Annotated in this window: 25 protein-coding genes; 11 read left to right on the top strand and 14 right to left on the bottom strand. The window is 62.6% G+C overall.

Going from position 1 to position 25,408, the window contains the following annotated elements:
- Nucleotides 1–22 precede the first annotated feature (22 nt).
- The gene (locus tag BM365_RS01585) at nucleotides 23–766 is read left to right on the top strand and encodes a 3-keto-disaccharide hydrolase (protein WP_093489371.1); all 744 of its coding nucleotides are present in this window, start codon (nucleotides 23–25) and stop codon (nucleotides 764–766) included.
- 34 nt (nucleotides 767–800) lie between these two features.
- Here BM365_RS01585 and BM365_RS01580 read toward each other — a convergent pair whose 3' ends face one another.
- The 5 genes from BM365_RS01580 to BM365_RS01560 all read right to left on the bottom strand — a co-directional run bounded on the left by BM365_RS01580 (nucleotide 801) and on the right by BM365_RS01560 (nucleotide 5,480).
- Nucleotides 801–1,064 carry a c-type cytochrome gene (locus BM365_RS01580; RefSeq protein ID WP_093489369.1) on the bottom strand — a complete coding sequence of 88 codons (264 nt, stop codon included), beginning with the start codon at nucleotides 1,062–1,064 and terminating at the stop codon, nucleotides 801–803.
- Between the two features lie 54 nt (nucleotides 1,065–1,118).
- Complete coding sequence (locus BM365_RS01575; RefSeq protein ID WP_093485988.1) at nucleotides 1,119–1,976, bottom strand: sugar phosphate isomerase/epimerase family protein; 858 nt, start codon at nucleotides 1,974–1,976, stop codon at nucleotides 1,119–1,121.
- Between the two features lie 61 nt (nucleotides 1,977–2,037).
- On the bottom strand, nucleotides 2,038–3,162 hold the full coding sequence (locus tag BM365_RS01570; RefSeq protein WP_093485986.1) for a Gfo/Idh/MocA family protein: 1,125 nt from the start codon (nucleotides 3,160–3,162) through the stop codon (nucleotides 2,038–2,040).
- Between the two features lie 11 nt (nucleotides 3,163–3,173).
- Complete coding sequence (locus BM365_RS01565; protein WP_093485984.1) at nucleotides 3,174–4,400, bottom strand: nucleoside permease; 1,227 nt, start codon at nucleotides 4,398–4,400, stop codon at nucleotides 3,174–3,176.
- 27 nt (nucleotides 4,401–4,427) lie between these two features.
- Entirely contained in the window at nucleotides 4,428–5,480 is a 1,053-nt protein-coding gene (locus BM365_RS01560) for a sugar phosphate isomerase/epimerase family protein (protein WP_093485982.1), read from the bottom strand.
- Between the two features lie 92 nt (nucleotides 5,481–5,572).
- Between BM365_RS01560 and BM365_RS01555 the strand changes: the two genes are divergently transcribed.
- From BM365_RS01555 to BM365_RS01545, 3 genes are all read left to right on the top strand, one after another.
- Nucleotides 5,573–6,580 carry a LacI family DNA-binding transcriptional regulator gene (locus BM365_RS01555; RefSeq protein ID WP_093485980.1) on the top strand — a complete coding sequence of 336 codons (1,008 nt, stop codon included), beginning with the start codon at nucleotides 5,573–5,575 and terminating at the stop codon, nucleotides 6,578–6,580.
- Nucleotides 6,581–6,701: 121 nt separating this feature from the next.
- Complete coding sequence (locus tag BM365_RS01550; protein WP_158253463.1) at nucleotides 6,702–8,411, top strand: AAA family ATPase; 1,710 nt, start codon at nucleotides 6,702–6,704, stop codon at nucleotides 8,409–8,411.
- A 480-nt stretch (nucleotides 8,412–8,891) separates the two neighbouring features.
- Nucleotides 8,892–10,856 carry a prealbumin-like fold domain-containing protein gene (locus BM365_RS01545; RefSeq protein WP_158253464.1) on the top strand — a complete coding sequence of 655 codons (1,965 nt, stop codon included), beginning with the start codon at nucleotides 8,892–8,894 and terminating at the stop codon, nucleotides 10,854–10,856.
- 615 nt (nucleotides 10,857–11,471) lie between these two features.
- Here BM365_RS01545 and BM365_RS17705 read toward each other — a convergent pair.
- From BM365_RS17705 to BM365_RS17930, 3 genes are all read right to left on the bottom strand, one after another.
- Complete coding sequence (locus tag BM365_RS17705) at nucleotides 11,472–12,095, bottom strand: hypothetical protein (RefSeq protein ID WP_139227267.1); 624 nt, start codon at nucleotides 12,093–12,095, stop codon at nucleotides 11,472–11,474.
- Between the two features lie 31 nt (nucleotides 12,096–12,126).
- Nucleotides 12,127–12,495 (bottom strand): hypothetical protein, encoded by a 369-nt coding sequence (locus BM365_RS01535; RefSeq protein ID WP_093485972.1) that lies wholly within the window; start codon nucleotides 12,493–12,495, stop codon nucleotides 12,127–12,129.
- Nucleotides 12,496–12,576: 81 nt separating this feature from the next.
- Nucleotides 12,577–12,732, bottom strand: a complete 156-nt coding sequence (locus BM365_RS17930) for a hypothetical protein (protein WP_158253465.1) — start codon at nucleotides 12,730–12,732, stop codon at nucleotides 12,577–12,579.
- 641 nt (nucleotides 12,733–13,373) lie between these two features.
- Here BM365_RS17930 and BM365_RS01530 point away from each other — a divergent pair.
- The gene (locus tag BM365_RS01530) at nucleotides 13,374–14,222 is read left to right on the top strand and encodes a hypothetical protein (RefSeq protein ID WP_139227265.1); all 849 of its coding nucleotides are present in this window, start codon (nucleotides 13,374–13,376) and stop codon (nucleotides 14,220–14,222) included.
- A 38-nt stretch (nucleotides 14,223–14,260) separates the two neighbouring features.
- Here the strand turns inward: BM365_RS01530 and BM365_RS17700 are convergent, their stop codons facing one another.
- The 3 genes from BM365_RS17700 to BM365_RS01515 all read right to left on the bottom strand — a co-directional run bounded on the left by BM365_RS17700 (nucleotide 14,261) and on the right by BM365_RS01515 (nucleotide 17,044).
- Nucleotides 14,261–15,262 (bottom strand): hypothetical protein, encoded by a 1,002-nt coding sequence (locus BM365_RS17700; RefSeq protein ID WP_139227263.1) that lies wholly within the window; start codon nucleotides 15,260–15,262, stop codon nucleotides 14,261–14,263.
- A 376-nt stretch (nucleotides 15,263–15,638) separates the two neighbouring features.
- Nucleotides 15,639–16,028, bottom strand: coding sequence for a hypothetical protein (locus BM365_RS01520; protein ID WP_093485966.1), 390 nt, complete (start codon nucleotides 16,026–16,028; stop codon nucleotides 15,639–15,641).
- Nucleotides 16,025–17,044: a glucokinase gene (locus BM365_RS01515; protein ID WP_093485964.1), complete on the bottom strand. Its 1,020-nt coding sequence runs from the start codon at nucleotides 17,042–17,044 to the stop codon at nucleotides 16,025–16,027. The genes BM365_RS01520 and BM365_RS01515 overlap by 4 nt, the downstream gene beginning before the upstream one ends.
- 152 nt (nucleotides 17,045–17,196) lie before the next feature.
- On the opposite strand from BM365_RS01515, the gene BM365_RS01510 reads away from it, so the two are divergent.
- The 6 genes from BM365_RS01510 to BM365_RS01485 all read left to right on the top strand — a co-directional run bounded on the left by BM365_RS01510 (nucleotide 17,197) and on the right by BM365_RS01485 (nucleotide 23,830).
- A complete protein-coding gene (locus BM365_RS01510; RefSeq protein ID WP_104367907.1) occupies nucleotides 17,197–17,601 on the top strand; it encodes a CopL family metal-binding regulatory protein in 405 nt (134 codons plus the stop codon).
- 116 nt (nucleotides 17,602–17,717) lie between these two features.
- A complete protein-coding gene (locus tag BM365_RS01505; protein WP_093485960.1) occupies nucleotides 17,718–19,520 on the top strand; it encodes a copper resistance system multicopper oxidase in 1,803 nt (600 codons plus the stop codon).
- Entirely contained in the window at nucleotides 19,517–20,419 is a 903-nt protein-coding gene (locus tag BM365_RS01500; RefSeq protein WP_233210787.1) for a copper resistance protein B, read from the top strand. Before BM365_RS01505 ends, BM365_RS01500 begins: the two co-directional genes overlap by 4 nt.
- A 10-nt stretch (nucleotides 20,420–20,429) precedes the next feature.
- Nucleotides 20,430–20,960 carry a DUF411 domain-containing protein gene (locus BM365_RS01495; RefSeq protein ID WP_175502025.1) on the top strand — a complete coding sequence of 177 codons (531 nt, stop codon included), beginning with the start codon at nucleotides 20,430–20,432 and terminating at the stop codon, nucleotides 20,958–20,960.
- Nucleotides 20,961–21,050: 90 nt separating this feature from the next.
- Nucleotides 21,051–21,446: a heavy metal-responsive transcriptional regulator gene (locus BM365_RS01490; RefSeq protein WP_093485956.1), complete on the top strand. Its 396-nt coding sequence runs from the start codon at nucleotides 21,051–21,053 to the stop codon at nucleotides 21,444–21,446.
- On the top strand, nucleotides 21,443–23,830 hold the full coding sequence (locus BM365_RS01485) for a heavy metal translocating P-type ATPase (RefSeq protein ID WP_093485954.1): 2,388 nt from the start codon (nucleotides 21,443–21,445) through the stop codon (nucleotides 23,828–23,830). Before BM365_RS01490 ends, BM365_RS01485 begins: the two co-directional genes overlap by 4 nt.
- Before the next feature lie 51 nt (nucleotides 23,831–23,881).
- Here BM365_RS01485 and BM365_RS01480 read toward each other — a convergent pair whose 3' ends face one another.
- From BM365_RS01480 to BM365_RS01470, 3 genes are all read right to left on the bottom strand, one after another.
- Nucleotides 23,882–24,322 (bottom strand): excinuclease ATPase subunit, encoded by a 441-nt coding sequence (locus BM365_RS01480; protein ID WP_093485952.1) that lies wholly within the window; start codon nucleotides 24,320–24,322, stop codon nucleotides 23,882–23,884.
- Nucleotides 24,323–24,425: 103 nt separating this feature from the next.
- Complete coding sequence (locus tag BM365_RS01475) at nucleotides 24,426–24,956, bottom strand: hypothetical protein (protein WP_139227261.1); 531 nt, start codon at nucleotides 24,954–24,956, stop codon at nucleotides 24,426–24,428.
- Complete coding sequence (locus BM365_RS01470) at nucleotides 24,953–25,390, bottom strand: hypothetical protein (protein WP_093485948.1); 438 nt, start codon at nucleotides 25,388–25,390, stop codon at nucleotides 24,953–24,955. The genes BM365_RS01475 and BM365_RS01470 overlap by 4 nt, the downstream gene beginning before the upstream one ends.
- Nucleotides 25,391–25,408 lie beyond the last annotated feature (18 nt).

Below are 25,408 nucleotides of genomic sequence, written 5' to 3'. Positions count from 1 at the left end.
CACTGGAAACGCCATGACCCTGATGACGCAACCGATCCTGCTGGCTACCTGTCTGCTGGCCGCAGTTCCCGCGGCCGCGCAAGCCGTGGCGGGCCCGCAAGGCGATCCTGCCAGGACGGAAGTCTGGAAGCCGGTTCCGGCGATGGTGGCCACGCCTAGGGATGCCGCACCTTCCGATGCCGTGGTGTTGTTTGGCGGCAAGGATCTTTCAGCGTGGGAAGCGGAGCAGGGCGGAGAAGCGCGCTGGGCCGTCGCCGATGGTGCGTTCACCGTGGTGCCAGGCAGCAAGGGAATCCGCACGAAGCAGCGCTTCTGCGACATCCAGCTGCATGTGGAATGGCGTACCCCCACCGACACCCGGGGTTTCGAGGGGCAGCAGCGTGGCAACAGCGGCATCTTCCTGCAGGAGGTCTACGAGCTGCAGGTGCTCGACAGCTACAACAATCCGACATATCCCAACGGCCAGGCGGCGTCGATCTACAAGCAAGCCATTCCGCTGGTGAACGCCTCGCGCGCACCGGGCCAATGGCAGGTGTATGACGTGATCTGGAAGGCGCCACGGTTCTCCGAAGGCGGCGGCCTTGTTTCGCCGGCACGCATCACGGTGCTGCATAACGGCGTGCTGGTGCAGAACGATACTGTCTTGTCGGGCAAGACCGAGTACATCGGTGCGCCCTCGTATCCGCCCCATGGCTGCGCCCCGATTGCTCTGCAGGATCACGACGCGAAGGTCAGCTTCCGCAATATCTGGGTGCGTGAGCTCTAGGCGGCGGGTGAGCGGCTGAGCAGCTGCGTGCTCCTTATTTCTGCTTGAGGAAGGCGACCAGGTCGTCGATGTCTTTCTGCGAGAGTTGAGTGAAGGGCGGCATCAATCCGCCACCCTTCACGATCTTTTCCTTGATCTGCTTCTCGTCCAGCCGTTCGCCGACGTTGGTAAGCGCGGGAAAGGTGCCTGGGATACCGGCGCGATCCGCGCCGTGACACGCTGAGCACTGGCTGGCATAGAGCCGGGCACCTGCTGGCGCATCCTGCGAAGCCGCCAGGACAGGCACGAAGGTCGCCATCACGAGAGACAGGCCGGCCAGCATGACAAGTTTCCGCATCGGGTGACTCCCGTATCAGCGCGCTGCGGTCGCAGGCAGGTGTTCGTTGAGGTAATCCGCGCCGGCTTCGATGACCGAAGCAGGATCGCGCGGGTGGTCATGCTCGATGATGAACCACTGCACGCCCGCTGCTTCGGCGGCGGACAGGATCGACGTCCAATTCAGCACACCCTTGCCGACGGCAGCAAAGCCGCCTTCGTCCTGAGCTTGGCCCTGGGCTGCGTTGTCCTTCGCATGAACCGCGAACAGGCGTCCGCGAAATTTGCCCAGCGTCACCGCGGGGTCGAGTCCGGCGCGTGCCACCCACGCCAAATCCAGCTCGGTCTTGAGCCCGGGGCCGGCCGCTTCGAACAGCAAATCCAGCCCTGTCTTGCCGGCGAAATCGACCAGTTCGAAGTCGTGATTGTGGTAAGCCAGCGTCATGCCCTTGGCCTGCACCTGCTGTGAGATGCCGGCCAATTCTTTGCCTAGGGCCGTCCAGCCGGCCGCATCGGTCGGCCGTTCCTTCTCGCTTAGGTACGGCACCACTAGCACAGCGTTACCAATCGCCTCGTTGAAGGCGATCACACCCTCCAGATCCGTGCGTAGATCCGCCAGTTGCACATGGCTGGAGATGACCCTGATCGAATACTTGTCCAGCAATCGCTTCAACTCTGCCGCACCGACATTCTGCGTGCCAACGGTTTCCACTGCCCGGATGCCGGCATCGTGCACGATCTTCAATTGTTGATCGAGCGAGGCCACATGGCGCAGTGTGTACATCTGCACCGCAATGGGCTTGGCCGGCGTTGCAGCGTCCTGGGCGAAGCCGGGCAAGGAAGAGAGGAACAACAGCGTGGCGGTTGCGATTCTGCGCAATGGCGTGGCGGTCATGGTGTACTCAACGGTCGGATGAATGCGTACAAGACGGGGAGCCGATCCTGTTATGGGCCGATCATGGGATGGGTGTCCAGGCCCGCGCCCTGGCGGAGGCGATAACGCGGTCGACGATATGCGCCGAGCGCAAACCGTCTTCGAATGTCGGCAGCCCTTCAGGCCGCTCGGCAACGATGGCGCGATAGGTGTCTGCGACGAATGCGTCGAAACAGTTGCCATAGCCCTGCGCGTGGCCGGGCGGCAGCACCGACAGCCGGCGTTGCTCGGCACTTCCCGCACCCGGACCGCGCACGAAGATCTCTTCGCGCTGGTCGGGCCGGCCGATCCAAAGTCGTTCGCTGTCTTCCTGATCGAACGCCACGCTCGCCTTCGCGCCGTCGAGTTCGAACCATAAGCGGTTCCGGCGTCCGGCCGACACCTGACTGACCGTCAACGAAGCCAGCGTGCCGTTGTCGGTCTTGAACAGGGCCGCGGCCACGTCCTCGCTGGCGACCGATTGCAGGGTGCCGCCCGCCGCCGGCGTAGCGAAACTCAGCCCGGTGGTGGCGGCGCGTTGCGCGATCACTGTTTCGAATGCGGCGGTGACCTCCACGAAGCGTTCTCCGCTGACCCATTCCACCAGGTCGCACCAGTGCGAGCCGATGTCGGCGAACACGCGAGAAGCGCCCCCCAGCGCCGGATCCACGCGCCAGTTGTTGCTGGCTGGATCCAGCAGCCAATCCTGCAGGTAGCTGCCATGGATGAGTCGCAGCGGTCCCAGTTCGCCTTCGGCGATGCGTGCGCGTGCCTCTCGAACGACAGGGTGATAGCGGTACACGAACGGCACCGTGGCCACCAGGCCGGTAGCGGCCGCCAGGTCGGCCAAGGCTTGGGCGTCTTGCCGCGTCGTGGCCAGCGGCTTCTCGCAGATCACGTGTTTGCCGGCTTCCAGCGCGGCCTGCGCCATCGCACGGTGCAGATGATTGGGGGTGCACACGTGCACCACCTGCACCTGCGGGTCGGCGAGGACCTCCCCGATATCGCGATAGGCGCGCGGCACGTCCCAGGCCTTCGCCACGCTTTCGCCACGTTCCGGTGAGGACGCGCTGACGCCGCGGACGACGGCACCGGCGAGCAAGGCCGCGCGGCGATGCACGGCACCGATCATCCCGGTACCGACGATGGCGACCCCCAACTTGCCCATGCTCCGGCTCCTCAGCCAGCGGATGAAGAAGAGGGCGCAGCGGCGGTCGCCGGGCCTTCGCGGAACAGCAACAGGAAGGCCACCAACACGACCAAGGCCACGCCCGCCGGGAACAACCAGATCTTCTGCCAGTCCGGGCCCGCCGACGTGGTGTAGTGCTCGACCACCGCACCCGAAAGAAACGTGCCGATCAACATGCCCACGCCATAGGTGGCCAGCGTGATGAAACCTTGCGCGCTGCTGCGCACTGCCGGGCCTGCGTGGGCGTCGGTGTAGATCTGTCCGGTGACGAAGAAGAAGTCGTAGCAGATGCCATGCAGCACGATGCCGATGACCAGCAGCGCGAATCCGCTGCCCGCATCGCCATAGGCGAACATCCCATAGCGCAGCACCCAGGCAGCCATGCCGACCGCCAGCATGGTCTTGACCCCCAGCCGAGCGAACAGGAAAGGCATGGCCAGCATCAGCAGCACTTCGGACACCTGGCCCAGCGATTGCAATCCGGCCGCGCCCCGCACGCCCAGATCATTGAGATACGGATTGGTGAAGTTGTAGTAGAACGACAGTGGAATGCAGATGGCGATCGAGGCCAGGAAGAACACCAGGTACGAGCGCGACTTCAGCAGTCGTAGCGCGTCCAGCCCAAGGATCTGGCCCAACGTGGCGTTGCGCTGCTGCGCGAGCGGGGGCGTGTGGGGCAGGGTGAACGCGTACAGCCCCAACATCAACGAAGCGGCCGCGGCCATGCGGAACGTGAGCTCCAACCGGTGCGCCTGCTCCCAACCCAGCCAGCCGATCAGCACCCCTGCCACAATCCAGCCGATGCTGCCGGCAACCCGCACCGGCGGAAACTGTTTCTCGGGCGACCGCATATGCCGCATCGCCACGCTGTTGACCAAGGCCAGCGTCGGCATGAACAACAGCATGTAGGCCATCACGTAGGCGGCGAAGGCATCGAAGCTGTCCGCCGTGGATGCGAACCACATCAACGCCGCCCCGGCCAGATGCAGCACGCCCAGGATGCGTTGCGCCGCGAAGTACCGGTCGGCGATCAGTCCTACCAGGAACGGCGCGACGATGGCGCCGATGGACTGGCTAAGGAAGGCGGTCGCCACCTGGCTTGCGCTGGCCTGCAGCGGGCCCTGCACCAGATACGTACCCAGGGTGACGAACCACGCCCCCCAAATGAAGAACTGCAGGAACATCATCGCGCTCAGGCGCGACATGGTGAACGTCATGACTTCCCCTCCCAGGTCGGTGTTCGTTCAAATCCCCAGCATGCCGCGCAGCGCTTCGGGACTTGTGCCGCTATCGGCGAAGTCGTCGAAGGCGCGCTCGGTCACGCGAATCAGATGGTCGCGGATGAAGGCGGCCCCTTCGCGCGCGCCGTCCTCCGGATGCTTCAGGCAGCACTCCCATTCCAGCACGGCCCATCCGGGGAAGTCGTACTGCGCCATCTTGGAGAAGATCGCCTTGAAGTCGATCTGGCCATCGCCCAGCGAGCGGAAGCGGCCGGGCCGGTCGATCCAGTTTTCATACCCGCCATAGACGCCGCTGCGCGCACTGGGGCGGTATTCGGCGTCCTTGACGTGGAAGATGCCGATGCGATCGTGATAGCGATCGATGAAACCGAGATAGTCCATCTGCTGCAGCAGCAAATGGCTGGGGTCGTAGAGGATCTTGGCGCGCGGATGATGATCCACCGCGTCGAGGAATCGCTCGAAGGTCGCTCCGTCGTGCAGGTCCTCGCCGGGATGGATTTCGTAGCAGAGGTCCACCCCTCGTGCGTCGAAGGCATCCAGAATGGGACGCCAGCGACGCCCAAGCTCGGCGAACGCTTCTTCCACCAACCCCGCCGGCCGTTGGGGCCAGGGATAGAAGTAGGGCCAGGCCAACGCGCCGGAGAATGTCGCGTGCGCCGTCAGTCCGAGTCGCTGGCTGGCTTGGGCCGCCATCACCACCTGTTCGACCGCCCATGCCTGTCGCGCTGCGGGATTGCCGCGCTTTTCTGGAGGTGCGAAGCCGTCGAACAGATGGTCGTAGGCCGGATGGACGGCGACCAGTTGGCCTTGCAGATGGGTGGACAGCTCGGTGATCTGGATGCCGTGCTGGGCCAGCGTGCCGGCGATGTCGTCGCAATAGGCCTGGCTGTGGGCCGCCCGCGTCAGATCGAAGATGGAGGGCGCGCTGGTGGGCAGTTGTACGCCAGAATAGCCCAGCCCGGCGGCCCATTCGGCCAACGTGTCCAACCGATTGAAAGGAGGCTCGTCACCGATGAATTGCGCCAGGAACAGCGCGGGACCCTTGACTGTCTTCACGGCAATTGGCCTTGATGCAATCGATTGCATCATCCTAGCATGGGGTCATCGGGGGATGCGTTGTGCAGCGCACCGGAGATGCCAGGGCTGATATGGCAACGATCTACGACATAGCCAAACACGTGGGCGTTTCGGCAGGGACGGTATCGCGTGCGCTCTCGCGCCCGGAAAAAGTGCTCCCGGCGACGCGTGCGCGTATCGAGCAGGCGGCGGCCACGCTGGGCTATGTTCCCAACACGATCGCCAGGACGCTCAAGACGCAGCGCAGCGCCAAGATCCTGGTCACGGTGCCGGACATCGCCAATCCGTTCTTCGCGCAGATCCTGCAAGGTGCAGAAGAAACAGCACTGGCGGCGGACTATGCCGTACTGCTGGGCGATACCCAGCATCAGCCGGATCGCGAAGAGCGCTACGCGCAAATGCTGCGCCGAAACGAGGCGGATGGCTTGATCGTCCTTGGACATCGACTGCCGCCGACAGCGCGCGAGATCGTCAAGCAGCTAGGCCCGCATGCACCGGTGGTCAATGGCTGCGAATTCGATCCGGCGCTGGGCATTCCCAGCGTCCATATCGACAATGCCGCCGCCGCGCACGCCGCGATGGAGCATCTGTACGGATTGGGGCACGAACATATCGTCGTGGTGGGCGGACCACCCGACAACCCCCTGCATCAACAACGACTGGAAGGCACGAGGCGCGCCGCCAAGGCCCGCGGCCGCCTTCGGCAGTTGACACTCGTTCCAGGGGATTTCTCAGTGGAGTCCGGCTACGCGGCGGCCACGCAAGTGCTGGGGCAGGGCAGCGGCACACCGACGGCCGCGTTCTGCTTCAGCGACCAGATGGCGCTGGGCGTACTGGCCGCCTGCCGCGACCTCGGTCTGCGCGTGCCGCATGATTTCTCGATCGTCGGCTTCGACGATCTGGCGTCGTCCCGGTACCTCAATCCGCCCCTGACCACCATCAGCCAGCCCATGCGCGAGATCGGCATCCGTGCGGTGAAGCTATTGCTCGCCATCATCGACGGCGTGGACGTGCCGCATCAGCAGACGCTGGAATTCGGCCTGATGCTGCGCGGGTCGACCGCGAAGCTTGTGAAGTAGACCCAGCCTGGCGATGAAGCTCCCTGGTGCCTCCTACAGCGTTCGCCGAGTGCTGTCATGGCCCAGCGAACGGGCTATGGGTGTTTGAGACACCGTGATGATGCGAGAAGGAGAGTGCCATTTGAGCAAGCCGTTGAACCCTATGCCCATGCCAAACCCCTCACGCACCGGCACCACCGACGTGCCTCACAGTGGCGTCGTCGTATTGATTGGCGCAAATGGTGCAGGGAAAAGTCGAATGGGCGCATGGATCGAGAATCCTCTTAGTTCGTCTCAACATATGGGCATGGGTGCTGGAGCCGGCAGCCGGCGAGCCTATCGCATCGGCTCTCAGCGTCAACTGACGCTGCCTGATGAGGCTTCACGCGTAGGAGCCCGTACTGCTTCAGAGCAACTAGATAGAGGAAATGAGATGTCCGGTGCTGGACCGAGCCGCGTGTCGGGGCCTGATCCGGCCATCGGCGTGCTGGATGACTTTCGTCTGCTTATGAACGCTCTGTTTGCCCAGCGAGCGGAGATTGATCGCGCTTACACCGAGCGAGCGCGCCAAGCCAATGGTGCGGCAATTGGAGCACCTGACGAAGACCCCTTGTTGAAACTCACGCGTATCTGGCAGATGGTTTTCCCCGAGCGCCAACTAAACATCGGGGACCATCAGATCCGCGCGACAACCCTTTCCGGATCAGAGTACAACGCGAGCAGGCTCAGCGACGGTGAACGGGTCGGCTTCTATCTAGTGGCCCAAGCTCTTCTGGCCCCCGCTAACAAAGCCATCATCATTGATGAGCCCGAGTTGCATCTACACGAGAGCATACAGGCCAGGCTGTGGGATGTACTTGAACAAGAACGGGCGGATTGCACATTCATCTACATTACGCATGATCTTGCCTTCGCAGCTAGCCGCGTTACGGCCACTAAGATCGCGCTGTTTGACTTCGAACCCGCTCAGGTGAGCGCTCTTCCCGGCCCTAACAATCAGTTAGGCCGTTGGGACTGGGCTCAGGTCCCCAGTACCCATGGTCTTCCCGAAGATGTGGTGCTCCGAATTCTAGGGTCGCGCAGACCAACGCTTTTTGTGGAGGGTGATACTGGCAGCCGCGACCAGAAGCTCTACGAGATTCTGTTCCCCGAGTACTTCATTGTTCCCAGTGGCGGCCATGAGAATGTAGACAAGTCTGTTCGCGCCTTTACACAACAGGTAAAACTGCATCATCTTTCTCCGTTTGGGCTTATCGATCGGGATGACCGGGATACTGCGGAGATAGACGGCCTTGCCAAGCGAGGGGTTTTCGTATTGCCCGTAGCAGGCGTGGAAAACCTGCTAGCGATGCCAGAATGCTTGGCTGCCTTTTCCGCGCACAGGGGCGATGACGCAACTGTGGGGAAGCATCTGATGGACGACGGGTGCCGACGTGTCTTGGCGGCGATGCGGCGCGCGAGGGAAGCCACGATTCGCAAGCGGGCCGTTTACGCGATCCGTCGAAAACTGCATCAGGTCGCTTCCGATGGCGACGGTCGAAGCGATGTGATCTCAGCTGTCAACAATGCAGTGATCCGAGCAGATGCAGGCACGCTCTATGACCAGGCGCAGGCTGCCGTTGATGAAGCACTGGCAATGCTAGAGCAGGGCACAATTGAGGCTATCCTGATAGTTTTTAGGGACAAGGCCATCCTTGAGGAACTCGCGGCTGCTTACTCGTTGACCCGTTCGGACTTCGAGACCACCATGTTCCAGTTGCTTTCGCAGGATCAAGCGCTTCGCGGAGCGTTGCGCGCCAGATTGCCTGTGCCCCTGCAACCTAACTCGCGCTCGCCTGTGGCGCCGCAGTAACGATGTAAAGGTCAGGCCTACAGTCACACCAAACACCTTGGTGATCACCTAGCCAGCGAGAACGCTGGCCGTCCATGTCGATGATGTGGAGTACGCCCCAGCCGCGATTGAACCTCGAGGGCACGGCGAAGAAATACAAAGCGCCGCTTCAGGCAGGAATTCTCACTACAGCATGAGATGTATGTGATCCCGGCATGGAGGCCACTTTTTCGGTTTGGCGCGGGCTTCTCCCGCATCTTGTCTTGGACGCCGATCTTGCCGGCGTCAGGCATCGGCGCGATCTCTCCGCCAGCCCCTTGCGCACCCCGCATTAAGGCGCTTCGACAAATTTACGCACCATGTCCTCTAGCCAAGTCTCAATGCGAATGTTGCATACCTGACGCTAGAACATTCGACACCTTCCAGATGTGTAGTTCTGATTTCGCAAGTTCGATCATGCCGCCGCGCGTTGCCCCGTCGAAGTTTCTCATCGGGAGGCCCATGAAAAGCTCAAGAGCCATACTTGTTTCGCTGCTTGCCATACTTGCCGCGGGTATTGCGGGTCAGGCGAATGCGCAGTTCAAGGTCAATGCGCCCTTCCGCAACAGCACCGAGTCAGGCTGGACGTTTACGGGAAACGACAACGCTGGCAACAACGACAGCGGCATCCTGACGGGCGGCTATGGCCTGATCGTCGATGGCAACAACACCAATGACGCGGTGGGCAACGGTTGGCTGCGGCTGTCGACGGACCTGCCAAATCAGGTCGGCAGCGCACGCTATACGGGTGGTTCGTTCCCCTCCAGTCAGGGCGTCATTGTCGAATTCGACTACGTGGCCTGGAGCGGCACGGGCGCTGACGGCATCAGCTTCTATTTGTACGACGCCAACGAAACGATGGCCGGCGCCATACCCGGGGCAGGGTTGGGCTACTGCAACGGGGCCGGCGGCTATCTAGGCATCGGTCTGGACGAGTTCGGCAATTTCTCCGGCCAGTTGCCCGGCGTGACGGGCGGGTGTTCGGCCCTGAGCGGAAGCCCAGGTTCGACAGCGGATCGCGTGGTCGTGCGGGGCCCGCTCAGCGTCAACAACGTATATGTGGGCGGCGCAGCGGCGCCTGGCGGCATCGACGTGCCGTTAACTGCAGTCCGCCCGGCGGCCGACAGAGCACGCATTCTGCTGATACCGAATGGACTAGGCGGTTATCGGGTCACCGTGGCTCTAGGCCAAGGCGGCGGCGCACTCACGACGGTGCTCAACGCCCTCAACTTCCCTTATGCCGCACCTGCCAATCTTCGAATGGGCTTCGGCGGCTCTACCGGCGGGCTCAATAACATCCACGAAGTGCGTGGTGTGGTCACTTCCACCCCCGCCAACATTACCGTCGCCAAGACCACGCCCTCGGTCACCTATCTGCGCGGCCTGGAAATGAGTTATTCGGTCACCATCACCAATCGTGACATCAACCCGGTAGATGCTGGCATCCAGGCACCCACCATCAACGGGGCGAACGCCGCCGACATTCTCGACACACTCCCTGCTCAGATCGCCAATGCCAGCTGGACCTGCACAGCATCTGCGGGATCGACCTGTCCCGCGGCCAGTGGCACGGGCAATCTGGCGTTCGCCGGCGGGTATACCCTTGCGCCCGGAGGCACCTTGACCTTCGTAATCAATGGCACCGTCTCGCCGACCGCCGCCTGTGGCGCGACCGTGACCAACACGGCGAGCGCGGACTTCTCCGCTACTGACGGTTTTGCGGATCTAGATCCAAGCGACAATATGGCGAGTGCATCCTTCACTGTGCAATGTCCCTCGGTCGTTGTGCAGAAAGTTTCGGTGGGCGACGTCGGTACTTTTGGGTTCACCGGCACCAATGGCATTCAGGCCCTGAGCATCACCACCGCCGCCGCGGGTACCGCGACTGCTGGGGCCACCCAGGCCCTCATGGCCGCGGGTGTAGCAACTACCATCACCGAGGATCCGCCGGCTGGCGCGTTTGAAGTGACTGCTATCGACTGCACGGGAATGGCCGCCGGCGGCACTGCCACGCCTGACATGGTGAACCGGTCTGTAGTGCTAGATGCGCAAGCCACTCGCACAGCGGGGCCCATCGTGTGCACCTTCACCAACGGACTCCGCAGAGCTGATCTACAGGTGGTGAAAACAGCCTCTAAGGATCCGGTGATGGCCGGTGAGGTCGTCGATTTCTCCCTTACTGTCACGAATAACGGGCCGCGAGACGCGATGAATGTGTTGCTTTCCGACGCTCCTGGCGCCGGACTGGACTGCTTCGCTCCCAGTACCACAGCGACCTGTAGCGCATCCGGGGGGGCGAGTTGCCCATCACCCACGATTGCTGTCAGTACACTACTGGGGGGTGGTATTACGCTTCCCGCGTTGCCCGTGGGTGGTCAGGCAGTGGTGACGGTGCGGTGCATGGTCACCGCAACGGGGACCCCTTGACGCCGTTGTCAGCTCAAGGGAGCACCCCATCCGGAAGGGCCCTAAGCCTTGTGCATGAGACGACCGCATGGCCCCCTCGCGTCAGCCGCTTGAGCGAGCCTGACAGGAGCTACAGATCGCCGGAGAATCGAAGCTTCGGGGATACGGCACATGCCCGGATGACAGAGCTCTCAGGGCACTCGACTCCCGCTCAGCCGGCGTCTGCTTGTGGCGCCGGAAACAGACATCGTGGCCACGGGATTAGGAAGATTTATCGGGGGTAGGGCGGGTCCGCTTTCGGCCGCGGAAAGGACATCGTCACACCTATGCCACATCACTTGGCGCTGAACTTGTTAGTCGGGGCTACCAGCCTTAACCAAAGACCACCTACCGCGTTTCGGTTCGATGCCGTGGAGCGCGCTCGCATACGACAAGCACGAGGGGCACGGCTTAAGCGCGAAGATGTCGGCAGGCCGCCAGAATCGCGGCCTGAGCCCGTCGCGCACGCTCAAGCGGTACCAGACGGCGCGGTGGTCGATTACCGCGCTGGATCTCGCGGTGAAGTCTTCCCTCGAAGCCCCGTATACAAGCCAAGTAATACGTATACCGGGCCTGTTGTAGGGCTATTAGTCCTCACTATCCTTCTGGCTCAGAACCGCTAATCATCCGCTCCGCGTCACGACTTACGCGATGAGCCTGCCGGCTGATTTCCGGATGCTGTCTATCGTAAGCGTCAGCAAAGCCTTCACTCGGGTGCTGCGCCAGATGAAGGCGCAAGGTTTCGTAGGCTTCGCATTGCCTAAGAATCACCGCTTTATGACGACAGTTCACGGCGCTCAATTCTTCGTCGTCGAGTTCAGCAATATTTCTCGCGTGTGTGGTAAACGTGTAGGACTCAAGCATATCTCTGACCTTGAGCCGCATGATTCGAGGGTCGAGCTCATTCATATTTCGCACCCACACCCTAGCGTCTTCTCTCAGCTCCATCGCGTACCAACGGAAGCGCGTGTCATTAGCGGCAATTCGTCTGGTCCGAGCTTCCGCTTCTTTGCGTCTCAGTTCGGTGCGGAGGTCATGAGCCTCCGCTGCGCCCCACGCGAAGAGAAACACCGTCGCTATTGCTTGGAACCAAGCTGCCTGCCCCTGACGATCTCCAATAACGAACGGCCATTCAAAAAAAACGTATCCCAGTAGCATTGCACTCAATGCAACAAGCGACGCGATCAGTCCGCACAACGTTAAAAATATACTTTTTGTCATTGATTGCTCCGGATAGAGATCCGATCACTTACTAGCGACATCGTTCGCCTGGAACGTTCTCCCAACCGTTTGGGATGCGCCGAAAAAGTACGCCATGAACGCACTTCAATCGGCCGGACTGTAGTCCCTCGGAAAGCTCTTGCTCGTACTCGATCAACCGCCGGTCGCGAGCTTCCTCGTATGAAAGCTGCTCTCCGCGCTGGACATTGTTCGCCGCCTGCTTGATGGCGGCCGCGTGCGCGGTGCGTTCGTCTTTCCTTGCCTGCCAAGCCGCGTGCGTGCCGCCTAACAGGCGCAGGCCACCATAAAGGGCCGCGAGCAGTACGGCCGCGATCAGGACGATTTGGACAATGCCGGTGCGTTCCCGGCGTTCCTGCCGCTGTTGCTGTAGACGTTCCATGTGTACCCCTGGGCCGGATCATACTCCGGGGTGTAGGGGCGGGTAGTCCCTACGGTGGAAGCGACTGGAAGGAGCGGGTGGTTAACCAGCCCGGCTGCCGAAGTGACGGGCGTGCCAGTCGGCCAGTTCCACGACGACGACCTTGACCGATCCCTGCGAAACCTTCGCTTTGGCGTTCCGGATACGGGCAGCGTCCCGGCGAGCTTCGGCGTCCAGCCGCCACATGATCCCGCGCATGCGCTCCGGGCTGCTTAGTTGGCCATCGGGAGCCACCAGGTATCGGCCGCGCTGTTTCCAGCCAAGCCAATCAGCCCGAAGCTCGGTGGCCGTAAACAACGCGTGCGTAGTGCGCCAACGCGCACGGGTTCTGCTTAGGGCCGGCCTGCCAACACGGCGGTTGATCCATCAACATGCGAACGCCTCCAAGGTTCCTTTAGAGGGGTTATCGGCACGGGGAGGGCCTTTCAGAAACCAGCCCAGCAGCCGGGTCCACCAGCCCAGTTCGCCCCATAGACAATTTCGCATAATGCCTATTATGTCAAGCCGGATTGGGGCTGGTGGGCAAGGCTGGCCCGCTGGTGGTTGGTGTCGTGATTCTTTGATCTTGTCCTTTCTCCCTAGTTCGCGTCCAAGCCCGCCACTGCTCGCTCCGTATGGAGCCGCGAACAAGATCTAGGATCAACCGCTTTAGAGCTATGAACATCGGCACCTTCGGTTAAGCCATTGGTGCTACAAGGATTTATTGCGACGGACAGCATCTAGGAATATTCCGCTATAGCGCATGCTTCAGGAGTCGATGGTCAGCACGTGCATTGAGCCTGAAAATCGATCTTTAATCCTTCCGACGATCGATTAGACCTCAGCGGGTAGAACTGCACATGCCATCTTTCTGTCTGGATCCGAGCCTTACTGCCGCCTGGGATACACTCAGGTCGTTTCTTAACTCCGAATTCATTAGTGCATTTCTATCCGCCTTGGCCGGTGCGGGCTTCGGTGTTTGGGGTGCACAGCGGCTAGCCGAACGCGCCAACAGACGAAGGCAGCTGAGCGACGCATTGAGGCAAGCCAATGCCATTGTTGTTGTTGCGTCGACAATCGCAAATCAAGCAATGAGCGTAAAGAACCAACATGTAGCGCCATTGTCCAAAGCCTACTTCGCGGAAAGAGCTGAGGCTGAGCGTACCAACGACATGCTGTTACGAGGGGTGAAGCCAGACAAGGTAACCGTGTTTAAAGCAGAGATGGTGCAGATCACACCGCTCACGGTTCCTATCGATGCTCTTAAGGCACTGACCTATGCCGCTGAGCTCGTGCCTGGAAGATCGATAGCGCTGGCGGCCATGATTGAGCAGTCACTGACAGAGCTATCTCATGCCAATGGGATACGTACAGAGCTGATCGAAAAATTCAAGCATCATGGCCTAACGACTGACGTGTACGTACAGAACTACTTCGGTCTTAAACGCAGAGACGGTAATACCGATGCCATGTTTCATGACTCGATGGTGGCAATTACCGAGTACACAGATGATGTGATCTTTTTCTCTGTTGAACTTGCGGAGGAGCAGCAGAGCCACGCAAGCCGCATCCGTGAGAGATTGCTGAAAATGACGAATGAGGCAAGTAAAGCTAGCAAGGTTGATTTCTCGACTCCACGGAAGATGGGACTTATTCCTCCCAAGGAGAAGTATGAAAGTTGGCTTTCTGGCTTTAGAAGTCAGGACTGAATCGATGTGTAGAGATCATCTTTCGTCAAGAAGAACGTTTATTGCTCTTCCCATTGGTTGTTCTGAGGCATGAATGCGTTGGACCCAAACATCTCAACATCGACTTGCATCGCCTCGAAGAAATCACTGCCAACAATTTGGTTTGCGTTAGCGCGGAAAGCTTGCTCGATTCTGGTCGTCTGCCTCGGCGACAGACCTCCCAGTGCCTCTCGTACGTGCGAGGCCCTGTTCATCAAATAGGTCCCGAAGGGAGCTGGGAGTGTGTATTCCCTAGGCTCTACCCTGCCCTCATTTGCGTTCACCCAGCCTCCGACCCATTGATTCCGTTGTGGTTCGTTGATAAAGCCAAGGATCACAAATCTGCCCAGCTTGGTGTAAGTGAATATTGTCTGGCCACCGTGACAAAGGTCTATGTCTATGGCGCGCATGAAGTAACGATTGATGTTGGGTGGCAGGTCGTCCCGATTACTTTCGATCCTGTCTAGCGGCAATAGAAGCTGACGGAAGACGCCAGGGTTCGGCCTTTGATCGAGCAAGTACTCGCGCCAGGTCCGTTCGGCCTGCGCGATCATATCGCGCTCACTTTCTGTGAAGTTCTGATCCGATAGGTGATCCAGCTGAATGAGCAAGTTTCGCCATGACACCGACACACAGAATCGCAGCAGCCACGGGCCGTATAAGAACCGTCTTCCAGACTGCGCCAGATAAGGGTGGAAGAGCTGGCCTGCAAACGCTGTCTCGTATCGACCTAACCGAGCCTCACAATCACGGCAAAGCCAATGCTTTTGCGGTCCATCTTGGACACGCAAGTTGGGTGATGCGGTGCTACGTAAATGACCATTGCCAGAGGACTCCCGCATCCAACGAAAAACAAAGGCGGGAACAACATGGCTCAACTGTAATTCATCGTTCCGCTGGCAAAGACGGCATGGGCCTGTAGGCATGGCGTAAACCCCGCGTAGAGGAGAAGACGTTCGTTCCATCTCTCGAACGCATTCCGAGAAGACAGAATTGACGTCGACGAGCTTGGCATCGGTCACTTGCAAGCGTTCCAAACGAGATCGTCCCAATATCGGGAAGCTTGAAAGTTCCGACTTACACCCATTGCCTCATACGCTTGCGCACGCGCGTGTTTCGCCCTACTGCAAGCGTCCGCGTTTGAAGATGTGACCGCAGTGCCGACTGGGCAGCCAACAAAAGCATGAATATCCGTTTCATAGCGCACCCCTACGCTGGCGGGGCGAGCATACATCAGAACGTGACCGTCTTCACAAGTACCCCGGCTACAGCCCAACTACGGCCCGGTGTGCGTCTCGCCTGTCTTGTAGCCGCGACTGCGAGGAGCACTTTGCCGCGCGGTCCACCCGGTAAAGACGGGGTTCTGATTCGCGTACGCGTGCCCCACTCTGCAGCATCTCAATCCTTCGTAGCCACCTGAGGCGCGTCGGCTGAGTCCTGCATAGGTCTGATCTGGTATGAGAAGACAAGCCCATGCTTGACAAGAAGTCGCTCCAGGAACGACATCACGATTGCCACGAAATATGCGAATCCAAGAGCGCCAAAAACAGTGCGGACCTGAGCGCCAAGCCACGACTGCGGCGCCACGAATCCGACGGCGAAGCCAGCGAACATGATGGCGACGCAGAACAGGTACCAGCACACACCCAAGCGGGTCACGTGAATAGTGGTTGGAGACCCTCTTCCCTTCGCGCCGCGCCAACGGAACCAAACGAAGAACGGCAGATAGAGCAACAACCCCGCACCGATCGCGAGTGCACCGATGAGGAGGGCCGCGTGCAAGCTCACGGAGCGGTAGAACTCCGCTCTGACTTGTGCTGCTGATACCAAGCCGCAGCCCCCAGCAACCCGAGCTGCCCGTGCTCCACCCGCCACACCGGTACCTGCTCCAAGCGTTCGGACATCACGCCTTTGTTGAGGTAGCGCTCCAGGAAGTGGCCGTCGTGGAGGAACTTGGGAATGTGCGCGGTGACGCCGCCGGCGAGATACACGACCTTGGCGCCGAAGATGATCGCCAGGTCGCCGACCAGGCTGCCGAGCCAGCCGCAGAACATCTGCAGCGTTTCAAGCGCCAGGCCATCGCCGGATTCCGCGGCAGCGACCAGCGCGCCCGCGTCGGTGTGGATCGCGGTACCGCCGCGCAGTTCGCATAGGCAGCGGTAAAGATTCATCAGACCGGTGCCGGACAACACGTGCTCATTGTTGAGGTGGCGGCGCTCGCGCAGCAGCCGACGCACCACATCCATTTCCAGATCGTTGCCGGCAGCCAGTGCTGCCTGGCCGACTTCGGTAGCGAGCACGCGCGGCGGATGGCCTTCGATCCATAAAGCAGCACCGAGGCCCGTACCCGGACCGATCACGAGCGCCGGTGAGTTCGTGGTGCTTTCGGTGACGTGGGTCAGCGGCGACAACGTGTCGCGCGCAAGCACGGGCATCGCGTTGGCGACAGCTTCGAAATCATTGATCAGCTGCACCCAGGACAATCCGGCGTCCTGGCGGGTCTGTTCCATCGAGACAGCCCACGGCAGGTTGGAATTGATCAACCGGTCGCCTTCCAGCACACCCGCGATCGCGACCACCGCGCCCTGGCAGCGGCTGCCTGCGGCGTAGTCATGAAGGATCGAAGCGAGATTCGGATGGTCCGCGCACGCGTAGCGACGGTAATCGTGGACCTGGTCGGCATCGACGCCGTCGGTCCAGCCCAGGCGCGCATAGGTGCCCCCCACGTCGGCAACGATGATGCGGGGATGGGCCTCTTCCGAACCACGACCCTCAGATACGCCTGCCGGCACCCTGCTCGTCATTACCGTGCCCGCCATCCGAATGCCACGCTGCCCAATGCCGAAGAAACACCGCAAGGATATCGTGTCCCTGTCATGGCGTGGTGCGTACGGATGAAGCCAAGCCTTGACCCTACGCCAAGGTATGTCCGTCAGCGATGGCGTATCATGCGGCCATGGCCCGATTCGCGCCCCTGTTGCGTGCCCTGCTCTGCCTGCTTCTGCTGGTGAACGGCAGCGCGTCCGCGCACATGGCCGCAAGCACCGCCTTGGAAGGCGCACCGGCGGCCGCGATGCTCGGCGACGACATGCCCGCGCCCCCGTGTCATGAAGACATGGACACCGGGGATATGGCTGGCATGCAGGTTGCCGGCGACCACCACGCGCAGGACGCCGCGCCGGACTGCTGCAAGGCCGGCACCTGCGATGGCTTCTGCACCCAGCATGCGCCTGCACTGGTCTGGCCGCTCTGGCTGGGCACCGGTGCGCCGCTGCATGCGGCCGCGCCCGACTACGCTGCGGACGGCCACGCCTCCGCTCGCCTTTCGCACCGGCACCGACCTCCCATCCTGACCGCCTGACGCCGCACCCGCGGCGCCTTACGAATGCCGGTCGCCTTGCGTGCACCGGTTCGCGAACAACACGGAAACCGCCGCACGGGCTGACACCCTGCGACGGATCCACAGGATGAACTTGCATGAATCACGATGACCCCACACCGGGACGCCTGGGTGCGTTCCGTCCCACGCGCCGCCAATTCGTCACCGGCCTGGCCGCCGGCGGTGCTGCGCTCGGCCTCGGCCTGGCGCACCCGTCCGCCTCCGCCGGAACGCCCGCGCGCCGCGGGGGCGCCGCCCTCGCTACCGGTACCGATTTCGCCCTGAGCATCGGCGCGATGCCGGTCGACATCACCGGTCGCACACGGCCTGCGATCACCGTTAACAACAGCTTGCCGGCACCCACGCTGCGCTGGCGCGAGGGCGACACGGTCACCGTGCGTGTCAGCAACCGCCTGCGCGACATGACCTCGATCCATTGGCACGGCATCCTCCTGCCATCGAACATGGATGGCGTGCCGGGGCTCAGTTTCAACGGCATCGCACCGGGCGAGACCTTCCAGTACCGCTTCCAGGTGAAGCAGTCCGGCACGTACTGGTACCACAGCCATTCCATGTTCCAGGAACAGGCCGGCCTGTACGGCGCACTCATCATCGATCCGCGCGACCCGCCGCCCTATCACCACGACCGCGAACACGTCGTGCTGCTGTCGGACTGGACCGACCTGGAACCCGCTGCGCTGTACCGCCGCATGAAGAAGATGCCGGAGCACGACAACTACTACCAGCGCACGCTGGTGGATTTCGTGCGCGATGCGAAGCGCGACGGACTGGCGGAAACCATCGAAGACCGCGGCATGTGGGGACGCATGCGGATGACGCCCACCGACATCTCCGACATCAACGCGCACACCTACACCTACCTGGTGAACGGCGCGGCGCCGTCGCACAACTGGACCGGCCTGTTCAAACCGGGCGAGAAGATCCTGCTGCGCTTCATCAACGGCAGCGCGATGACCTACTTCGACGTGCGCATCCCCGGGCTGAAGATGACCGTGGTCGCCGCCGACGGGCAGTACATCCATCCGGTCAGCGTCGACGAGTTCCGCATCGCAGTGGCGGAAACCTTCGACGTGATCGTCGAACCCGCCGGCCAGGACGCCTTCACGATTTTCGCGCAGGACATGGGCCGCACCGGCTATGCACGCGGCACGCTGGCCGTGCGCGATGGCCTGGACGCACCGATTCCGTCCCGCGACCCGCGCCCGCTGTTGACGATGGCCGACATGGGCCACGACATGGGCGGACATGGCGCAGCGAAAGGCATGGAGGGTGGTTGCGGCGCGATGATGGGTGAAGGCGGCTGTGGCGCGAACATGGGCGCGATGGACCATGGCGCCCATGGCAACGCGTCGACAGCGCCGAATCATCCGGCCAGCGAGACCGGCAACCCGCTCGTCGACATGCAATCGTCCGCGAGCGAACCCAAGCTCGACGATCCTGGCATCGGCCTGCGCGACAACGGGCGCCAGGTACTGACCTACGGTGCGATGCGCAGCCTGTTCGACGATCCGGACGGCCGCGATCCAGGACGCACCGTCGAGTTGCACCTCACCGGGCATATGGAGAAGTTCGCCTGGTCGTTCGACGGTATTCCGTTCGCCAGTGCCGAGCCGCTGCGCCTGAAGTACGGCGAGCGCATGCGCATCGTGCTGGTCAACGACACGATGATGCAGCATCCCATCCACCTGCATGGCGTCTGGAGCGATCTGGAGAACGCCGAGGGCGGCTTCCACCTGCGCAAGCACACCATCGACATGCCCCCGGGCACGCGACGCAGCTACCGCGTACGCGCCGACGCGCTGGGGCGATGGGCGTTCCACTGCCATCTGCTGTACCACATGGAAGCCGGCATGATGCGGGAAGTGAGGATCGAAGCATGAAGACCTCCCCCACCCTGCTGCGCGTTGCCTCCGCGATCGCGGCGCTCGCGGGCACGAGCGTTCCGGCCTTTGCGCAGCACCATGACCACGCGCAACACGCTACGCAGGCGACGACCGTCTCGTCCGAGCAAGACGCGCACGCACAGCACGACCATGCCGCGATGACGGAGGGCGCTGCCACGACGCCGCACGAACCCATTCCGCCGGTAACCGCCGACGATCTGGCGGCCGCGTTTCCCGACATCGACCACCATGCGATGCAGCACGCCCCGGCGTTCAACCGCAAGGTAACGTTCAACCGACTGGAAGCGTGGGACGCCGACGAAGGTACCGGTCAGGCCTGGGAAGGCATGGCGTGGTTCGGCACCGACACCGACCGGCTGTGGCTGCGCAGCGAAGGTGAACGGATGGGCGGCCACACCGAAAGTGCCGATCTCGAGGTGCTTTACGGCCGTAGCGTTTCACCGTGGTGGGACGTGGTCGCCGGCATCAAGCACGACTTCACGCCCGGCGATGCGCGCACCTGGGCGGCGTTCGGGGTGCAGGGCATGGCGCCGTACCGCTTCGAGGTGTCGGCGACCGCGTATGTCGGCGAAGGCGGCCAGATCGCGGCAAATGTCGAAGCCGAATACACGCTGCGCATCACCAACCGCCTGATCCTGCAGCCGCTGGTGGAAGTGGACCTCGCCGCCAAGGACGATCCGGACTACGGCATCGCCCGGGGTTTGACCGGCATCGAAGCGGGGCTTCGCCTGCGCTACGAAGCGAGCCGCCGCTTCGCGCCCTATGTCGGTGTCGTGCACGAGCGCGCCCTCGGCGACACCGCGGATCTGCGGCGCGCCGAAGGCGAATCGCCACGCGATACCCGCGTCGTTGCGGGTGTCCGGATCTGGTTTTGAGGAGAACGCCATGACCTATCGCATTCCCCTGCCCCACCTCGCGACGTTGCTGTTCGCGACCATGCTCGTCGCCTGCACGCAGGCGGTCCCGGCGCCGATGGAGAGCGCCCTTGCAGCGACGCCCGCGCCTGCCGAGCAACGGAAAGCCAAGGAAGCTGCGGCGCCGAAGATCACCGTGCATCGCGATGCGTACTGTGGCTGTTGCCATCTGTGGGTCGAGCACCTGCGCAAGGAAGGCCTCGACGTCGACGACCGCGTCGAAGAAGCGATGAGCCCGGTAAAGGAGCGCCTCGGCATCCTGCCCGCACATGCCTCCTGTCATACCGCTGAGATCGGCGGTTACGTGATCGAGGGCCACGTGCCGGCATCGGACATCCGTCGCCTGTTGAATGAGAAGCCGGGCATCCGCGGCCTCGTCCTGCCCGGGATGCCGATGGGTTCTCCCGGAATGGAAGTGGAAGGCGTCGATGCGCCTTCCTACACCGTGCTCGCACTGCATCGCGACGGCACCACCACGCCTTACGCGGAACATTCGCCGTGATCCGGAAAGGGCGGCACGGATGCCGCCCTACCCCTTGACTCTGGAGCGTACTCCAGGGTGCAGACTGCAGGTACTTCGAGGAGTTCCCGCATGAACATCGGACAATTGTCCCGCCGCACCGGCGTCCCCATCGACACCGTGCGCTACTACGAAAAGCAGCACCTGCTGCCCCCGCCGACACGCAGCGCCAGTGGCTACCGGCACTACGAAGCGGACGACGTGCTGCGGCTGACCTTCATCCGCCGCGCGAAGGTCCTCGGCTTCACGCTCGAAGAGATCCGCGACCTGCTCGCCCTCAGCCGCACCGACGACGGCGACATGGCCGGCATCCGCGCCGCCGCGGCCGACAAGCTGGCCGACGTGGAGCGGCGTCTCGCCGAACTGACGCGCGTACGCGACGGCCTGCGGACGTTGGTCGACGCCTGCCCCGGCCACGGAGCGCTGGACCAGTGCCCGATCCTATCCGCGCTGGGAGGCGAGGCATGAGCGGTACGCATCATCACGAACCTCAGGGACACGTTGCGACACCGGGGAAGGCTGCATGCTGCAGCGGCCACAAGGACGCTTCGACGATCGACGAGACGCTCGCCACCGATCCGGTCTGCGGCATGCGGGTGGATCCCGCCACCACGCCGCACCACGCGGAACACGGCGACACGTCATACCACTTCTGCTCCGCCGGGTGCCGCACCAAATTCGTCGCCGATCCCGCGCGTTATCTGCACCCATCGGTGGCGACGCCGTCCGCTATCGCGCCACCCGGCACGCAGTACACCTGCCCGATGCATCCGGAGATCGTGCGCGATGCGCCCGGCACGTGTCCGCTGTGCGGCATGGCGCTGGAACCGATGCTGCCCTCGCTGGACGACGAAGAGAACCCCGAGCTGACCGATTTCCGACGACGCTTCTGGTGGACGCTGCCCCTCAGCGCAGCGACCCTGCTGCTCGCGATGGGAGGCATGTACCTCTCCGTGATCCCACCGACCGTGCGCACGTGGCTGGAGTTCGCCTTCAGCACTCCGGTCGTGCTCTGGGCCGCGTGGCCCTTCTTCCAGCGCTGGGCGCAGTCGATCCTCCATCGCAGCCCCAACATGTGGACGCTGATCGGCACCGGCGTGGCGGCGGCTTACGGTTACAGCGTGGTCGCCGTGCTGGCGCCCGAGCTGTTCCCGCCCTCGTTCCGCGAACACGGCCATGTCGGCGTGTACTTCGAAGCCGCCGCGGTGATCGTCTCGCTGACCCTGTTGGGCCAGCTGCTGGAACTGAAAGCGCGCTCGCAGACGTCCGCCGCCATCCGCGCCCTGCTCGGCCTGGCACCCAAGACGGCCCGCCGCCTACGCGACGACGGCGATGAAGAAGACATCCAGTTGTCGCACGTGCATCTCGGCGACCGCTTGCGCGTCCGGCCCGGCGAGAAGGTGCCCGTCGATGGTGCGGTGATCGACGGGCGCAGCCATATCGACGAATCGATGCTCACCGGCGAACCGATGCCCGTGGAACGCGGCCCCGGCGATCGGGTGATCGGCGCCACGCTCAATGGTGCCGGCAGTCTGGTCATTCGCGCGGAGAAAGTGGGCAGCGACAGCGTGCTGGCGCAGATCGTGCAGTTGGTCGCGCAGGCGCAACGGAGCCGCGCACCGCTGCAGCGGCTCGCGGACCGGGTGTCGTTCTGGTTCGTACTTGGCGTCCCCGGCGCGGCCCTGGCGACGCTGCTGGGCTGGGGATTCTTCGGACCCGAACCGTCATGGACACATGCGGTGCTCAATGCGGTCTCGGTGTTGATCATCGCCTGCCCCTGCGCGTTGGGGCTGGCCACGCCGATGTCGGTGATGGTGGCCAGCGGCCGCGCCGCGCAGACTGGCGTGCTGTTCCGCGATGCGGAAGCGATCGAAACCTTGCGTAAGGTCGACACGTTGATCGTCGACAAGACCGGCACGCTGACCGAAGGCCGTCCGGCCTTCAAGGCGGTGCATGCACTGCCCCCGTTCGACGAAGACACTGTGCTGCGCCTGGCCGCGAGCCTGGACGCCGGCAGCGAGCATCCGTTGGCCCACGCCGTGGTGCAGGAAGCGCGACGTCGTGGCCTCGCGCTCTCGCCGGCACAGGATTTCGAATCCAGCAGCGGCATCGGCGTCCGCGGGCGGGTAGACGTTCATCGCCTCGCCTTCGGCAATATCGTATTGATGAGCGAAGAAGGCGTCGCCGTCCAAACGCTGCAAGGCGATGCCGATCGAGTGCGCGAAGAGGGTGGCAGCGTGATGTTCCTTGCCGTCGATGGCGCGCCCGCCGGGAGCATCGCGGTAGCCGACCCCATCAAGGCGAGCACGCCCGACGCCCTGCGCGCGTTGCGCGAAGGCGGGCTCCGCATCGTCATGGCTACCGGCGATGGAGAGCGCACCGCGCGAGCGGTCGCCGCCCGCCTCGGTATCGATGAAGTCCATGGCGACGTTCGACCCGCGGACAAGGCTGCACTCGTTGCGCGGTTGAAGCAGGAAGGCCGTCATGTCGCGATGGCGGGCGACGGCATCAACGACGCCCCGGCCCTTGCATCGGCCGATGTCGGCATCGCGATGGGCACGGGTACGGACGTGGCCATGTCCAGCGCGCAGGTGACGCTGGTGAAAGGCGATCTGCGCGGTATCGCACGGGCCAAGGCGCTGTCCGAAGCCGCGGTGCGCAACATGCGACAGAACCTGGCGTTCGCCTTCGCCTACAACGCGCTGGGCGTGCCGGTCGCGGCCGGCGTGCTGGGCCTGTTCGGCGGACCGATGCTTTCGCCGATGTTCGCGGCGCTGGCGATGAGCCTCAGCTCCGCGTCCGTTGTCGGCAACGCGCTACGCCTGCGGCGCGTGCGCCTGCCCGGCGATTGATGAAGAGTACTCGACCGCCCAAAGGCGGCCGAGTGGGCACCGCGAAGCGGTTTACTTGACCTTCGCGTAGGTGGCCTTGAAGGCCACGCCGCTCATGATGCCGCCCGCATGGCATTCGAAATTGGTGGCACTGCGGAACTCGTTCTTCTTGAAGTAGCTGACGATGTCGATGACCGCATTGGCGCCGCGATCCTTTGCGCCTTCCTGCAGGGCCTTCAACGCCGACAAGGCGACCCAACGGCAGGATTCGGCATCGGACTTGCCCACGCCATTGGTCTTCTTGTTGGTCACATCTTCGCCGAAGCGCGACACCACGGTGGGCGTCTTCTGACCGGCCAGATAGAAGCGCACGCTGCCGTCGATACCGGCGGCTTTGGCTTCCGGCGAATTCACCAGCTCCTGGAACGGCAGTTCGACGCGGGTGTCGGCCGCATCCGCTCGCGGCGCCAGCACCGCCATCGTCAACAGACCAGTGATCAGAAATCGTTTCATGGTGTTACTCCTGTTTGGGGGAAAGAGACTGGGTCGCAGCCTTCGCACAGGCTGCCAGCCGCGATGTTCGGATACCGTGCAGGTGCCGACCGCAGGGTATCGATCATTGGATCGGCGGGACGTCCTCTTCCGGGCCGATCTCGATCGTGGCTTGGTCGTCCGGATACTCGATCTTGAAATTTCCGCGGCGCAGCCAAGCGGCCGTGTCGGCGGCCAATGCATCGCTGATCTTGCTGAGCGATGAGCACCCGTCGCGGAACATCGTCATCGTGCGCCGATAGGGCTGATACTGGCCGATGAGTTTGCCGTCTTCGTACAGCTCGGCCCGGATCATCGCCCACTTGGGACCCGAGAAGCCGCCACCGTCGGCCGTGCGCATGTGCATGATGCGCACGCGCAATGTCCTTCCCGGCACCGTATCGAGAGAGGCGTCGGTCAGTTCGACCTGCCCCTTGGCATACTCCACCAGGTGCGCGGGGTACTCCGTCATCCAGGCGCATTCCTCGAACTCTGGATAACCCTTGTAGCCCGCCCGCAGCTCGATCTGCGGCGATATGCGAATGATATCGTCGGCAAGTGCCTGGAAGGATACGATCGCCAACCCCAGGCCCAGCAGCGCGTGACGCAATCTCATGGCGCCGCCGCCTCTACACGGTGGAATACAGGCGACATCTGGATGTCCTGAGAAAGATTGCGGATCCAGCGGTTGTAGTTGCCATGGATTTCGGGCGTGTTTCCTTTGACCCGATAGTTCATCTCCACGCTCGACACGTATTCGATCTTGAAACCGTTGTCGTCGTAACGAACGGCCACCACGACCTCATGGGTCCGCGGCGCGTAACGCAGGGTGACGCGCCCCGGCTCGCTTTCCACCATGGTCCAGCCGCGTGTCTTGCCCGCATGCAGGATGGCCGCCTTGATCCGTGCGGCACTGGGTGGAATCCCGTTTGTGGATTCAACCCGCTCGTAGACGGGGATATCCATCGGATCATGCTTGCCAGCGAACCCAGGTGCTGCGGCGAAGGCAAATACGGCCGCGAGCAGCAGCGAAACGTAACGCTTGTCCATCTTTCCCCCTGTGGATGT

This window comes from Pseudoxanthomonas sp. YR558, from assembly GCF_900116385.1.
GTDB lineage: Bacteria > Pseudomonadota > Gammaproteobacteria > Xanthomonadales > Xanthomonadaceae > Pseudoxanthomonas_A.
Note: the sequence above shows the minus strand (reverse complement) of the source record. Positions and strands in the feature narration are given on the sequence as shown.

What these genes read in the sequence shown, in the direction of transcription:
- BM365_RS01585 (WP_093489371.1), top strand. Translation starts at nt 23, where the DNA reads ATGACGCAACCGATCCTGCTGGCTACCTGTCTGCTGGCCGCAGTTCCC.
- BM365_RS01580 (WP_093489369.1), bottom strand. Translation starts at nt 1,064, where the DNA reads ATGGCGACCTTCGTGCCTGTCCTGGCGGCTTCGCAGGATGCGCCAGCA.
- BM365_RS01575 (WP_093485988.1), bottom strand. Translation starts at nt 1,976, where the DNA reads ATGACCGCCACGCCATTGCGCAGAATCGCAACCGCCACGCTGTTGTTC.
- BM365_RS01570 (WP_093485986.1), bottom strand. Translation starts at nt 3,162, where the DNA reads ATGGGCAAGTTGGGGGTCGCCATCGTCGGTACCGGGATGATCGGTGCC.
- BM365_RS01565 (WP_093485984.1), bottom strand. Translation starts at nt 4,400, where the DNA reads ATGACGTTCACCATGTCGCGCCTGAGCGCGATGATGTTCCTGCAGTTC.
- BM365_RS01555 (WP_093485980.1), top strand. Translation starts at nt 5,573, where the DNA reads ATGGCAACGATCTACGACATAGCCAAACACGTGGGCGTTTCGGCAGGG.
- BM365_RS01545 (WP_158253464.1), top strand. Translation starts at nt 8,892, where the DNA reads ATGAAAAGCTCAAGAGCCATACTTGTTTCGCTGCTTGCCATACTTGCC.
- BM365_RS17705 (WP_139227267.1), bottom strand. Translation starts at nt 12,095, where the DNA reads ATGACAAAAAGTATATTTTTAACGTTGTGCGGACTGATCGCGTCGCTT.
- BM365_RS01535 (WP_093485972.1), bottom strand. Translation starts at nt 12,495, where the DNA reads ATGGAACGTCTACAGCAACAGCGGCAGGAACGCCGGGAACGCACCGGC.
- BM365_RS17930 (WP_158253465.1), bottom strand. Translation starts at nt 12,732, where the DNA reads ATGCGCGGGATCATGTGGCGGCTGGACGCCGAAGCTCGCCGGGACGCT.
- BM365_RS01530 (WP_139227265.1), top strand. Translation starts at nt 13,374, where the DNA reads ATGCCATCTTTCTGTCTGGATCCGAGCCTTACTGCCGCCTGGGATACA.
- BM365_RS01515 (WP_093485964.1), bottom strand. Translation starts at nt 17,044, where the DNA reads ATGACGAGCAGGGTGCCGGCAGGCGTATCTGAGGGTCGTGGTTCGGAA.
- BM365_RS01510 (WP_104367907.1), top strand. Translation starts at nt 17,197, where the DNA reads ATGGCCCGATTCGCGCCCCTGTTGCGTGCCCTGCTCTGCCTGCTTCTG.
- BM365_RS01505 (WP_093485960.1), top strand. Translation starts at nt 17,718, where the DNA reads ATGAATCACGATGACCCCACACCGGGACGCCTGGGTGCGTTCCGTCCC.
- BM365_RS01500 (WP_233210787.1), top strand. Translation starts at nt 19,517, where the DNA reads ATGAAGACCTCCCCCACCCTGCTGCGCGTTGCCTCCGCGATCGCGGCG.
- BM365_RS01495 (WP_175502025.1), top strand. Translation starts at nt 20,430, where the DNA reads ATGACCTATCGCATTCCCCTGCCCCACCTCGCGACGTTGCTGTTCGCG.
- BM365_RS01490 (WP_093485956.1), top strand. Translation starts at nt 21,051, where the DNA reads ATGAACATCGGACAATTGTCCCGCCGCACCGGCGTCCCCATCGACACC.
- BM365_RS01485 (WP_093485954.1), top strand. Translation starts at nt 21,443, where the DNA reads ATGAGCGGTACGCATCATCACGAACCTCAGGGACACGTTGCGACACCG.
- BM365_RS01480 (WP_093485952.1), bottom strand. Translation starts at nt 24,322, where the DNA reads ATGAAACGATTTCTGATCACTGGTCTGTTGACGATGGCGGTGCTGGCG.
- BM365_RS01475 (WP_139227261.1), bottom strand. Translation starts at nt 24,956, where the DNA reads ATGAGATTGCGTCACGCGCTGCTGGGCCTGGGGTTGGCGATCGTATCC.
- BM365_RS01470 (WP_093485948.1), bottom strand. Translation starts at nt 25,390, where the DNA reads ATGGACAAGCGTTACGTTTCGCTGCTGCTCGCGGCCGTATTTGCCTTC.